Genomic DNA, 12758 nt, shown 5'->3' on the forward strand with positions numbered 1-12758 from the left:
AAAGGGAATGAAAAAATATCATCGCTCTGATAGAAATGTACGAATAACAGAAGGAATTGCTTCAATCACATCTGTTGCTAAAAGATCGTAAGAAGAATGGCTTTGTTCGACAAGTAATTCTGCTGCTTTCCCATGGATGAAACAACTATTGGCAATAGCCGCTGGTAGCGATTGATTCTGAGCTATCATTGCCATTATTATACCTGCTAATGTATCACCACTGCCACCTTTGGCAAGTCCTGCGTTACCAGTAGTATTCACCCATTGTTTTCCTTCTGGGGTTGTAATAATCGTATAGGTTCCTTTTAATACCAGATAGACCCCATAGGCTTTCGCAAAATCTTTGGCAACCTGAAAAGGATGGTTTACTACTTCAGCAACAGAAACCTTTAAAAGTGTAGCCATTTCGCCAGGATGAGGCGTTAAAATGGTCGGTGCTTTCCGCTTAGACAATAGTTCTAAATGGTCTTTTATATGGTTAAGTCCATCAGCATCAACCACAACTGGTAGTTCCGTTTCTTCTAGCAATTGTTTGGTAAATGTACTTGATTGTGCTGACCTCCCCATCCCCATGCCAATTAAACAAACATCGTACCCCGACAAATCCATTGGTTGCTTGGCAATGGTACCATGTTCACCTGCTAGGCGATGAAATGTCGCTTCGGTACATTGTGCGGCAATAGATGAAATTGCTTCTTGCACTGTCGCGACCGTAAGTAGTCCTATACCTGAACGTAAAGCGGCCTTCGCAGCCATTGTAATGGATCCCGGCATTTCTAAGCTTCCGCCAATGATAACCCCTTTCCCATGTGTACCCTTATGTGAAAACGGCGATCGCTTGGGTAGCGTAGCTTGTACAAAATTAAGACCCCAAATTTGCTTGTTTGTGAGCTGTTGGAAAGCTTCCGTAGGTAAACCAATCTCCACCACTTCCCAATGTCCGAAATTAGGAGCAAGATTAGCATGAAACATACTCGTTTTTGCGGCACCAATCACATACGTATAATCTGCTCTTACGATTTGGTCATGTGCTCTCGTACCGTCCATCGGCATACCACTAGGGACATCAACAGCAATAGTTAGATTCTTTGTATCATTTATTAGCTTAATCATTTCTTTAAATGGCGATCGAATACTTCCTTTTATACCTATGCCTAACATTGCATCTACCAGAATATCCGCTTGATGAATAGCACCCTCTAGTTGTTTTCTTTCCATCTGTTCAAATAATTCTACCTCAGCCCCAAATTGTTCTAACACGTGTTTATGATAGGCGGCATCTCCTGTTATTTTTTCATTGGGAACAAGTTGAATGATTCGTAGTGAATACCCTTGATTATACAAGTACCTCGCGATCACATAACCATCACCACCATTATTCCCACTACCAATAAGAATAAGAATGATATCCTCCGTTTTGATATGTGATTTAATTTTTTTCGCTACAGCTTGTCCTGCATTCTCCATTAAAATTTTTCCATCCAGCCCTTTTTCCTCCATGGCCAAGCGATCCATTTCGTACATTTCTGTTGCGGTAACAATATACATTTCATTCCCTCCTACCCGCACTAAACTATATGAGATTACTTTGTAAAATATGCTGATTGCTCGTCTAGCTTTCTATGATTACTTGAGCTACAGCGTAATGTTCACTATGAGAAATAGAAAGAAAAACATTTTGCCTCGCTGTATGAAAAGATTGAATTGAAGGTGCTCCAAGTTGATTTGTTGTAACTTCGATATCTTTAAAAGCCAGTTTTCCAATCCCAGTACCGTAAGCTTTCGCAAAAGCTTCTTTGGCAGCAAAACGCCCTGCTAGAAATTCTAGTTTCCGTTTTTCTGTTTTACAATTTTGGAATTGTTGTAATTCTGTTTCCGTTAAAATTTTTTCTGCTAGCCGCTGCTGCCGATCGTGGTGAAAACGATTTAACTCTGCTATGTCTATGCCTATTCCGTTAATCATTGATCCATACGTCCTTTTCATTTGATATACCCTAGTATAACGAAAGTAAAAAGTGATTTTCTACTAAAAATAGATCAGCCATCGGAAATCTGTAGTGAATTTCCAAAAATCATACAAGATTAGTGCTATCTATATCAACATAATGTTATACTTTTTTTATTACGTTTTGTCATTCACCCGCTACAAGTAGAAATGACTTATAAAGGAGTATCGCTATGTTTTTTCGAACGGAATCATTTAAAGATTTTTTAAGATTTTACCCAATTGTTACAGGGATAATTGCACTACAACTGGTTATCTGGCTGCTAACATTTATTTCACCTACACTGCAGCAATGGATAATTCTATGGGGAGGGAATTTTAACGCCGCGATCGAAGCAGGGCAATTTTGGCGTGTAGTTACCTCTATCTTTATTCATGCTCCAAATAGCTTTACACATGTACTATTCAACTCATTTTCATTAGTCCTATTCGGCCCTGCATTAGAACAAATGCTTGGAAAAGCCAAATTCATCTTCGTGTATTTATTTACAGGCATTATCGGAAACGTATTTACAGTCTTATTGGCAGATCCAGGGTATTTCTCTTACGGTGCATCTGGGGCAGTGTATGGCATTATTGGCGTATATATTTTCATGACCCTTTTTCGAAAAGATCTCATGGATCCATCTAGTTCACAGGTCATTGTTATCATTGCTGTGATTGGTTTACTCATGACCTTCCTTCGGCCTGGAATTAATATTTATGCCCATTTATTTGGTTTCATTGCAGGTATTGCTTTAGGACCTGTTATATTAACAAAAACACAACCTTTCTCTCCTTGGCGCAATAGACGACGCCAGCGAGACCCCGATGAGATTGGTTTTGATCCGAATCGTTGGAAAAAGCGACGATTTCTACGTGGAAAAAACACACGCAACATTATTTGGGGCATTATCATTGTACTTATTGTTTTGGGTTTACTGCGAAATTTATCATTATTTTAAGAGGGGGAATTTACTTGAATCCAGTTAGTTTATTTTTTCTCGCTTCCTTCCTAGCTGTTTTTGGTGGTGTTTTTTGTTACAAACGCTTGATGAAACGATTAGAAAATCGTATAGGACAGGGAGATCTAACTGCTGAAGTATTACAAAAGGAGCAAACGAGTTATTTCATTCAATTTTCTTTAGTAGAAGTAATTCCCATTTTGCTTATTATTCTAGGCTTTACCCAGTTGGAAAGCTATGTCCTATCAACTACTACACAAATTGTTGCATTGGTTTTGCTCTTAGCCTTAATTGGCTTTGCAATTCTGCAAGTGATAGGGAGTGTAAAACAATTAAATCAACAAATGAAACAAGCGAAGATGGATACAACGCTTATTCAATCCCTTGGATATGTTGGTATTTTTATAATTAACTCCATTCCTGTGATAAGTATTATCGGATTATCTTTGTTCTAGATAGAAAAACCAGCGCTAGGTAAGCGCTGGTTTTTTGTTATTAATAATTATTTTTATTGTTTGATCCACGTTTATTTTGAAATTTGCGGTTTCTTCCACTTTGTTTTCCTTTGCGATAAGAATTGCGCTTGTTATCTCCACGATAATTTTTACGTTTGTTTTTATCATTATTCGCTTTTTTCACACTTACTGGTTGCACCGATGTAAGTGTTACTGGTGTTTGACGACGTTCTTTCGTCATCATCTTCAATGCAGCTGCCACGATAGTCATTGAATCATGTTGATTCAATAATTCTGCTGCTGTTTCACGATAATCTTGTAAATTCGCTTTTTCAATCGTGCGATTCAATTTATCAACTGTAATTTGTTGTTGTCCAAGGCGCGCTTCATCAACTGAAGGTGCTTGCAGACGTTGCATCTTACTTTTAGTTGTTTTTTCAATTAAGTGAAGATGTGGCATCTCTCTTGGTGTAATAAATGAAATTGCTTCTCCACCTTTACCAGCACGACCAGTACGACCGATTCGGTGCACATAGCTTTCTGGATCTTGTGGTACATCAAAGTTATACACGTGTGTCACGCCAGAAATATCCAATCCACGAGCTGCTACATCAGTAGCTACTAGAATTTCAATACGGCCATTTTTGAATTTGTTTAATACGGACATACGTTTACCTTGCGTTAAGTCACCGTGAATACCTTCTGCACGAAATCCTCTTGCATGTAAACCTTCTGTTACTTCGTCTACCCTTTTCTTCGTACGACCAAAAATAATCGCAAGTTCTGGCGCATGAATATCTAACAAGTTCGTTAACGTATCAAATTTTTGTTTTTCTTGGACTTCAACAAAAAATTGGTTAATGTTAGATACTGTCATTTCTTTTGCTTTTACTTTTACTTCTTCCGGCTTTTTCATCAACGTTGTGGCAATTTCTCTGATCTCTTTTGGCATTGTTGCAGAGAATAGCAATGTTTGACGTTGCTCAGGGATTGCTTTTAAGATGTCACGAATATCGTCGATGAAGCCCATGTTAAGCATTTCATCTGCTTCATCAAGCACTGCTGTATGAACATTGCTTGTATCAATTGTTTTACGACGAATATGATCTAGTAAACGACCTGGTGTTGCAACGACAATATGTGGACCATCTTTTAATGCACGAATTTGACGTTGCATATGTTGTCCTCCATACACTGGAAGGGTGCGAACCCCTTTGAATTTACCTAAACGATGAATTTCTTCAGATACTTGAATAGCAAGTTCTCTTGTTGGTGCTACAACTAAACCTTGAATTTTCTTTTGATCTTTGTCAATTTTATCAAGCATCGGAATACCAAAAGCTGCTGTCTTACCAGTACCTGTTTGTGCTTGTCCGATCACATCTTTTCCTTGTAATCCGAATGGAATTGTTTGTGCTTGAATTGGTGTTGCTTCTTCAAAGCCCATTTTTTCAAGAGCTTTCATGATTGGTTTTGAAATACCTAGTGATTGAAATGTTGTCAATTTATTTTCCTACTCCTTCTTTTTTTAAAATCTCATCATTCGCACGTTTCACACGTTAACGACCTTTTGTATGTTAAGATGTATGAATTTATTTTTTAGCCACATGTGGGCTTAACAGTTCTATGATTGTAAGCTTCTCTATAAATTTAAATGCTTATAGGTGGTTTTCATGTATCTTTTGTCAACATCGAAGTGAAAACAGAAGTAATAGAAGGTTTACCTATTGCTATTGTATAGTTGAATACGGGGGTTTTCATTCCCTGAATCATTAACGTGAAAAAAGCCTTCCTCCACGCACGGAAGAGGCTAACTATCGAGCATTCAATGGATTATTACATCTTACCATACTCTCTCTATTAATTCTACATAGAATCTGTATGTATTTCAAACATTTGCATAGTAATAATGGAAACAGCAAAGTAAAGCCTATACTTATTTATCCTTATTATTACCGTTTTAAACGTTTCTCCCTTGCTTGTTTTATTTTTATTTTCTTTTATTCGGGTTAAAATATACGTGATTTCCGATTAATTTATAGAGAAAGAACGGTTTATTTCCCTTGTTCACCAATTAGAATATAAAAGATGTTATAATGAAAATATAATTTTACTCAAAGGTGATGACATGCAGATTCAATTAATGACAGACAGCAGTGCTGATTTACCGAAAGACTTAAAACAAAAATTACAAATCATAACGATCCCTTTATTTGTGCATTTCGGTAATGAACAATACACAGGTGAAGCATTAGACACAGTAACTTTACTGGAGAAAATTGAGGCTTCTAATACACTTCCTCGTTCTTCCGCTCCAGGACCGCATGAATACTATCAAGCATTTAAAGCATGCCCAATTGATAAACCAATTATCTTATTGGGTGTATCAGAAGGGATAAGTAGTGCTTATAATCATGCGAAAATGGGGCGAAACATGCTTTTAGAAGAAGAACCAAATCGGAAAATTGCTGTAATTAATACCAAAACAGCTTCACCAGGACTTATTTTACTGTTAAACGAAGCTGCCGATAAGATTGCAGAAGGATATGGTTATGAGCAATTAGTAACCCATTTAGAAGATCGCGTCGATCACACAATTACTTTGTTCGTGCTAAGAACGTTAGACAACTTAATTCGTGGTGGACGTTTAGATAAAGTAAAGGGTGCTATTGCAAAAACATTAAACATCAAATTATTATTACATGCTAGTGATGAAGGAAAAGTTGAAGTGTTAGAAAAAGTGCGCGGAGACAAAAAAGCGCTTCGTCACTTTGTCGATCAAATTGGCGATTATATCTCCAATGCAGAAAATAAAGTATTAGCAATGACGCATTGTAATGCAAAAGAACGTGCAGAAGATGTCCTTCAGCAAATAAAACAAAAGTATAGTTTTAAGCAAATCATTTTATCTGATGTAGGACCAGTAATTGCAACACATACTGGAGAAGGTGGTTTAGTTATTTCGTTTTTCAAAGATAAATAATTAACAAAAAAGCAATAGCTACTCAAAGTGCAGTAGAAATTGCTTTTTCTTTTTTTGTTATTAAAAAGTTATGCACACTTTTATTAAGCACGTCTTTGTCTTTTCCTAAACAAATCAGATGGCTTGAATCGAGGTAATAGATGACATCAATATCTATCGGTATTTCTTTATCAAGGTAATGCGTTACCCGATAAGGTACCATACCATCTTGTATTCCTTGTGCTACGAATACTGGACAAGTAATCTGTTTTAAAGATGGTTTGGTGCATTTCATACATTTTAAAAACTCAACATACGCTCGAAGCGGCACAGCACCTTTTTTATGTTGGTAATTTTGATACAGCATATTTTCTTGTAAGTGACCCGTCATTTTATCTTTTATCATATCACCAATGTCCGCAACCATTTGTTTTATATTTAAATATCTTCTTGAAGGAGATAACAGCACTAATTTATCCACTTGATAATTAGCTGCTAAGTAAGATGCAATCATACCTCCCATTGAAAAACCAATGACATATACACGATCCACTTTTTGTTTCAATACTTGTAGACGTTGTTCGGCTGTTTCTATCCAGTCTTTATATCCAACATTATGTAGCGCTAATGACATCCCATGGCCAGGTAATGTTGGTATTTCAATTAACCAATCGGTGTGTTCTTTTAAATAAGTTGCTAATGGTTCAATTTCATATGAACCTCCCGTAAAACCATGAAGACATAAACACCCAATCATGTATATAACCCCACTTTTTCTTTTAGCTATACCCAAATTTACTGGTAACTATGTAAAAAATTGAAATAAATCCTTGTCAATGAACTGACAAGGACTATTATTTAAAACCTTTCATAAATGATCCAATTCCTTTTATAACTGGTGTAATTTGTTGATATGTGTTAGCAACTTGCCCAACTGTATTTAACATCTTATCCAAATCCATCTGTCCATCTTTATCTTGAAAATAACTCATAAAGCCTTTCATTTGATTTCCATAACCACTTGAAGTAGCATTTTGTTGTTCAGGAAACCATTCCATTGGATGCTGTGGTTTGGACAAATACTGATAAGGTGTTGAAAATTGCTGTTGTTCAGGCATTTGTTGTTGAAATGGTGTTGGTGCTTGGTAAGGATTCTGCTGGTTAGGAACAAACGGGAATCCTGGATAAGATTGAAAAGGAAATGGACTTCTACGCTGTTCTGGCATAGGCACACTCCTTTATGTTTTCTATAGCTTATGCCATTCTTCATCTATGCGTGCTTATTTAATTGAAAGATCATACAACTCGTTCTCAATTTTTTGTTTTTGAAATCCTAAAATAACTTCACCATTAATAATAGTTGCTGGTGTTGCATAAATGTGTCGCGTTTGTAATTCTTTCAAAAAGTTCCTCTCTTCGGTTACATTTTTCAGCTTATAATCGGCTCCTAATAACTCCAAATACTCTTTCACACGGTCACATTCTTTACAATTATCGCTAACATAAACAATAACTTCCTTACCTTGCATGGTTGTTCCTCCTTGCATATTCTGATTCTCGTGTTGTTTTAACAGTTCATGTTTCCTAACAGCGTAATATTATTGTTAAATAAAGCGGGACTATTTAACTATATTTATCTATATTTTCATACCCGTTACAGATCAAATTAAATCACTTCATTTAACTTTTTTATTATTCTTTATTAAAAGAACGGTAAGAATAATCAATCAATTACAAGCAAGAATGAAACAAAGAGGATTTAATCGTAGATGTAGGATAATAAAGCGGAATCAAGAGAGACAAACGCGTTCTTGAAGAGAATGCTTTTAGCGCCTATTGTATCACTAGGCGCTAAACTGTTTTTAGAATCTTATGTAGAAAATGAAGGAAAGCTATCGATCAATTATTTTAATTGATCCGCATACATACCCAATTTTTTTAAAAGCTGAACGGCTTCTGTTTTCTCTACTTCCGTTAGACCATTGGTAATAGCCTCTATTTGCTTCCAATGCTCTGGGAAAATATCATTTAGCAATGCTTCCCCTTTTTGTGTAATCGAAGCATAAGTAATACGGCGATCGGATTCACTTGGCACTCGCAGGAGATAACCTTTTTTCTCTAATTTATCAACGACATAAGTGATACTTCCACTTGCCAGCAGGATTTTATCTCCGATTTTTTGTAATGGTTGATCACCTTGGTGATACAAAAGCTCTAATACACCAAAGTCTGTTGTATTCAGTCCCTTTCCTCTAATATCTTGTGAAACTTGATCCGCTACTGAACGATATGCTTTTGACAATACAACAAATAACTTCAAAGAAGGATCTTGTTTTTTTTCGTGGTATAATTTCTTTATTTCGTCCATACTAATTCCCCTTCTCACATCATAAACTTTTTTATGTCATTTTCTGTGGATATGAAGCCACAAGAATAAAATAGACTGTAAACTAATTTTAGTTTCAGTAATACTTTTTACAATACAAACAAATAATAGCATATTCCTTAAAAAATTGGTAATTGGTAACTTTACTATTCTTTTGGTTCAATTACTTTTTCAAAGTATACTAATTCAGGTGCTTCAACCGTTTCTTTTCTCGTTTGGACAAATTGGAAGGCATTACGTTTAAACAATTGTTGCGCATACTGATTTTCTAAAAAAGTATCGGTATTTAACAAAGGGACACCTGTTTGTTTCGCTAATTGTTCTGCATATGCGAAAAATTGATTAGCGATCCCTTTGCCTCTTGCAGTTGGATCTACAGCTAAACGTTTTAAAGTGAATGATTGGTCATGAGCAGTCCAGGCAATTTCATTGTATTCTTTATGCCCTCTAGAACTAATGGTGCAAACAGCCCGAATTCCTTCTGCTACTTCATAAAGATATAATTCATTGCGGTTCACATCTTTTTGGTAATCTGCCGCTAACGGATACGTATGATCCCATTGATAACTCCCTTGCTCATTCATTGCTTTCACTACTCGTTTAACTACCTTCATGATCTCAGGTATATCCGTTGTGGTTGCCTTGCGAATCATGGCCATCCCCATCCTTTTTTATTTGCTATTGTACTATAAATTTTAACGTAGTAGGATAGTATTATTTTTTTGAGCGATTAATATCAGTAGAATCACAACTATTTATTTTTTTAAGAAAAAAGAGCATCGATTACACGAATCGATGCCCCGGTATTTATGCTAGTGCTTTTTGTAAAAATGCGGTTACTTCTTCTGGCGTTTTCGTATATGCACTATGTTGATGAGCAATTTTTTCTCCGTTTTTAAAGATTAATAAACTTGGAATTCCCATCACATCATTTTCTTGTGCAATACCCTCGATCTCATCACTATTGACTTGGTACCATTCGTATTGACTATATGCATCTAAAATGTCACCAATAAACATATCCATACGTTTACAATCTGGACACCAATCCGCATAAAATTTAATAATGACAGGTTTGTCCGATTGAATGATTTGATTAAATGCTTCTTTTGTTTGAATATTTTTCATTACTTATGCGCCTCCTCAATACCATCACATTACCAGATAGTTTATAAGGGTTTCAACTTATTACTTTTTATATTCGATTCGACCAAGTAGAAAGGCAACCAATAAACCAAAAGCAAAGGTGAGAATGCTTACTGTAACCTCAAAACCACTTGTTGGCCAACCAGGGAAGATTACAAAGATAGAACCAATAACAAGCCCGATAATGACCGCGAAGGTAGCCGTTGTGAAATGGGTGAGAAAATAATTAATTACTTTACTCATCACCACAATTCCAATAACAACACCTATACCGACAACTGCAATAATATCAAATTTTAATTCACTAACAGCATTAATAATCGTACTATATGCACCAATAACTAGTAGCATAAAAGAACCACTAATACCAGGTAAAATCATCGCTGAACTAGCAATAAATCCTGCTAAAAATAAGAAACTATAGGCAGTAATACTTCGATCATTGATTACTCCCGACTCACTTGTTTGGAAAAATAACATAGAAGCCACGAGTGCCGCACCAATTAATAACAAGAAATAATGATTAATCTTAAATTTATGCTTTGCCTCTGATTTATGAAAGAGATAAGGTAGAACTCCAATAATCAGACCCAAAAACGCGAACTGTGTCGGTATTGGATAATGTTCAAACAAAAATTCAATAGCATTAGCTAAAAGAAAAATAGAAGTCAAAACACCAATACCTAAAGGAATAAGAAATGTTAGCTGTTTTTTCCACTCTTTACTTAAAAATCCGTTAATTGCTGCAATAAGACGGTCATAAATACCAAGCACCACTGCAATGGTTCCACCACTAACACCTGGAACTACATCACTCGCCCCCATTAACATCCCTCGATATATATTTTTCCATTCCATGTATAATTTCTCCCTTTTTTAAAAGTCAATACATGTACTATATTATAGCAAACACCTATAGCGAATAGTATCTACCATAGAAAATTATTTCTCGATAAATTCTAGTTTAGGCATCCACTGAGATACATGTTGTTTCATCTCTTGATAATGTTGCTGATGTTGCGGTAATTGTTCTTCCGTTAATTGAAACATCGGGACTACTTGATAGTTGGTTTCTGTTTCTTCCGTAAAGTCCAAAAAGGTTACTAAAAACTTTGGTGATTTAAGTATAATTTCGTTATCTGCTCGTTTCTCAATTGTTACTTCTGCGATACCACCAATTCGACGGTAAAATTCGTCTTGACCAGACAAAAAATTTCCCAGGGAATAAATCACAAATGTTCGATTCCCGTCTTTTCCTGTTACCCAGTCTACTGGTTGAAGGACATGCGGATGATGACCAAATACTACATCCACACCTAAATCAGAAACGTATTGTACAAGTTCTTTCTGTTTATTATTTGGCATTCGTTCATATTGCGTACCAAAATGCAGTTGCATTACGATGACATCGGCTTTTTGCTTTGCTTTTTCGACATCGTCAGCAATCTTTTCGCGATCAATCCGATTAACTAAATAACCTTTCCCACTAGGGGTTGGAATCCCATTCGTTCCATAGGTATAGCTAAGAAAAGCGAGGGAAATGTTCGCTTCTGTTTCTAGCACTCTAATTCGTTCACTATCTTTTTGACTTTGATACGCTCCTGTGTACATCATATCAATATTATCCCAATGCGCAATTGCGTTTTGCACTGCGGTCTCACCTCGATCTAATGTATGATTATTAGCTAGTGAGACAACATCCACACCACTTTCTTTTAAAGCATCACCAACAGCAACAGGACTATTAAACGAAGGGTAAGAAGACAGACCTATCTCTTGTCCGCCAATCATCGTTTCTTGATTAGCTGTAGTAACAGTTGGTTTCGCTAAATACGGTTGAACTTGTTGTAGCATTGGCATAAAATTGTACCCATTCGCTTCTTTAGCATCTCGATAGACACGATCATGAATTAAAATATCACCAACAGCTGCTAATGTAATCGAAGAAGTTTCGGACACAACATCTCCCTTTTCTTTGGCAGACTCATGAACTGTTTTATCTGAATGCTTTTTTGCTGAATAGTCAGGAGATTGCCCCTGACACCCCCACAAAGAAATCGATAGTAATAACGTTAAACACGCGAATAGAGTCTTTCTTTGCATTATTCTCATCCTTTAATCCCATGACTTTATCATCTATATTTAATAGGCTCATTCTATCGTATCGTAGTTTGTCGAAACGTTCCATTCTTAATTAATAACATTTAGAAAAAAACTCCACTATTGGCTTCACTCAGATCATAAAAAAACAAAAATCATTTTTCATTTATGCTAAAGAAACGTATAATAAAACTGAGGTGATTCCATGCGTACGGATAAATTAATGCGAGCAATTACATATGCAACCAAAAGACATGAAGGTCAAACAAGGAAAGTCGATGGTATGCCTTATATCGTCCACCCTTATCGAGTTGCCATGTTGTTAAAATCAGCAGGGTATCAGGATGATGTAGTAATAGCAGGGCTTTTACACGATGTCGTTGAAGACACGGATGGCAATATTATTGAGATTTCTAATTTATTTGGTGAGCACGTAGCTTCCCTGGTCTCTTATGCTACCGAACCTGAAAAAAGCAGACCATGGGAAGAACGTAAACAGCATACAATTGAAACATTAAAAGATGCCCCCATAGAGGCCAAACTTGTCGTGTGCGCAGATAAAATTGATAACCTTCGTTCCATATTAGAAAATGAATACGTCAAAGGGGCAGCAGTATGGAAATTTTTCTCGCGTGGAAAAGAAGTACAACAATGGTATTACCGAGAGATCTATCACAGCTTGCAAATGAACCTTGACCATGGAAATGTTCCATTACTTCAAGAACTTAAGAAATTGGTAGATCGCTTTATTTAAGGAGGA

The 12758-nt window shown here is 36.1% G+C and carries 15 protein-coding genes; 4 read left to right on the top strand and 11 right to left on the bottom strand.

Annotated elements, in window-relative coordinates; translation table 11 throughout:
• Nucleotides 1-18: 18 nt before the first annotated feature.
• Both DES48_RS06205 and acpS read right to left on the bottom strand, forming a co-directional pair.
• Entirely contained in the window at nucleotides 19-1548 is a 1530-nt protein-coding gene (locus tag DES48_RS06205) for an NAD(P)H-hydrate dehydratase (protein WP_113867780.1), read from the bottom strand.
• 64 nt (nucleotides 1549-1612) lie between these two features.
• Entirely contained in the window at nucleotides 1613-1963 is a 351-nt protein-coding gene (gene acpS / locus DES48_RS06210) for a holo-ACP synthase (protein WP_113867782.1), read from the bottom strand.
• Between the two features lie 215 nt (nucleotides 1964-2178).
• Here acpS and DES48_RS06215 point away from each other — a divergent pair, with 215 nt between their 5' ends.
• Together DES48_RS06215 and DES48_RS06220 are read left to right on the top strand one after the other, a co-directional pair.
• Nucleotides 2179-2949: a rhomboid family intramembrane serine protease gene (locus tag DES48_RS06215; protein WP_113867784.1), complete on the top strand. Its 771-nt coding sequence runs from the start codon at nucleotides 2179-2181 to the stop codon at nucleotides 2947-2949.
• 14 nt (nucleotides 2950-2963) lie between these two features.
• On the top strand, nucleotides 2964-3404 hold the full coding sequence (locus tag DES48_RS06220; RefSeq protein ID WP_113867785.1) for a hypothetical protein: 441 nt from the start codon (nucleotides 2964-2966) through the stop codon (nucleotides 3402-3404).
• Nucleotides 3405-3444: 40 nt separating this feature from the next.
• Here DES48_RS06220 and cshA read toward each other — a convergent pair whose 3' ends face one another.
• A complete protein-coding gene (gene cshA / locus DES48_RS06225) occupies nucleotides 3445-4908 on the bottom strand; it encodes a degradosome RNA helicase CshA (protein ID WP_113867787.1) in 1464 nt (487 codons plus the stop codon).
• A gap of 624 nt (nucleotides 4909-5532) precedes the next feature.
• On the opposite strand from cshA, the gene DES48_RS06230 reads away from it, so the two are divergent.
• Nucleotides 5533-6387: a DegV family protein gene (locus tag DES48_RS06230; RefSeq protein WP_079707757.1), complete on the top strand. Its 855-nt coding sequence runs from the start codon at nucleotides 5533-5535 to the stop codon at nucleotides 6385-6387.
• Nucleotides 6388-6409: 22 nt separating this feature from the next.
• On the opposite strand, the gene DES48_RS06235 is transcribed toward DES48_RS06230, so the two are convergent.
• The 8 genes from DES48_RS06235 to DES48_RS06270 all read right to left on the bottom strand — a co-directional run bounded on the left by DES48_RS06235 (nucleotide 6410) and on the right by DES48_RS06270 (nucleotide 12001).
• Nucleotides 6410-7123, bottom strand: coding sequence for an alpha/beta hydrolase (locus tag DES48_RS06235; protein WP_113867789.1), 714 nt, complete (start codon nucleotides 7121-7123; stop codon nucleotides 6410-6412).
• A 97-nt stretch (nucleotides 7124-7220) separates the two neighbouring features.
• Complete coding sequence (locus tag DES48_RS06240) at nucleotides 7221-7592, bottom strand: YppG family protein (RefSeq protein WP_113867791.1); 372 nt, start codon at nucleotides 7590-7592, stop codon at nucleotides 7221-7223.
• A gap of 54 nt (nucleotides 7593-7646) precedes the next feature.
• The gene (locus DES48_RS06245) at nucleotides 7647-7895 is read right to left on the bottom strand and encodes a glutaredoxin family protein (protein WP_170126177.1); all 249 of its coding nucleotides are present in this window, start codon (nucleotides 7893-7895) and stop codon (nucleotides 7647-7649) included.
• Between the two features lie 374 nt (nucleotides 7896-8269).
• Nucleotides 8270-8734 (bottom strand): MarR family winged helix-turn-helix transcriptional regulator, encoded by a 465-nt coding sequence (locus DES48_RS06250; protein ID WP_113867795.1) that lies wholly within the window; start codon nucleotides 8732-8734, stop codon nucleotides 8270-8272.
• A 164-nt stretch (nucleotides 8735-8898) separates the two neighbouring features.
• Complete coding sequence (locus tag DES48_RS06255; RefSeq protein WP_113867797.1) at nucleotides 8899-9405, bottom strand: GNAT family N-acetyltransferase; 507 nt, start codon at nucleotides 9403-9405, stop codon at nucleotides 8899-8901.
• 154 nt (nucleotides 9406-9559) lie between these two features.
• Nucleotides 9560-9880, bottom strand: coding sequence for a thioredoxin family protein (locus DES48_RS06260; RefSeq protein ID WP_079707763.1), 321 nt, complete (start codon nucleotides 9878-9880; stop codon nucleotides 9560-9562).
• 60 nt (nucleotides 9881-9940) lie between these two features.
• On the bottom strand, nucleotides 9941-10756 hold the full coding sequence (locus tag DES48_RS06265; protein ID WP_113867799.1) for a DUF368 domain-containing protein: 816 nt from the start codon (nucleotides 10754-10756) through the stop codon (nucleotides 9941-9943).
• A gap of 84 nt (nucleotides 10757-10840) precedes the next feature.
• Nucleotides 10841-12001 (bottom strand): CapA family protein, encoded by a 1161-nt coding sequence (locus DES48_RS06270; protein WP_113867801.1) that lies wholly within the window; start codon nucleotides 11999-12001, stop codon nucleotides 10841-10843.
• Between the two features lie 202 nt (nucleotides 12002-12203).
• Here DES48_RS06270 and DES48_RS06275 point away from each other — a divergent pair, with 202 nt between their 5' ends.
• Nucleotides 12204-12752 carry an HD domain-containing protein gene (locus tag DES48_RS06275; RefSeq protein WP_113867803.1) on the top strand — a complete coding sequence of 183 codons (549 nt, stop codon included), beginning with the start codon at nucleotides 12204-12206 and terminating at the stop codon, nucleotides 12750-12752.
• The last annotated feature ends 6 nt before the right edge of the window (nucleotides 12753-12758 follow it).

This window comes from Paraliobacillus ryukyuensis, assembly GCF_003315295.1.
GTDB lineage: Bacteria > Bacillota > Bacilli > Bacillales > Amphibacillaceae > Paraliobacillus > Paraliobacillus ryukyuensis.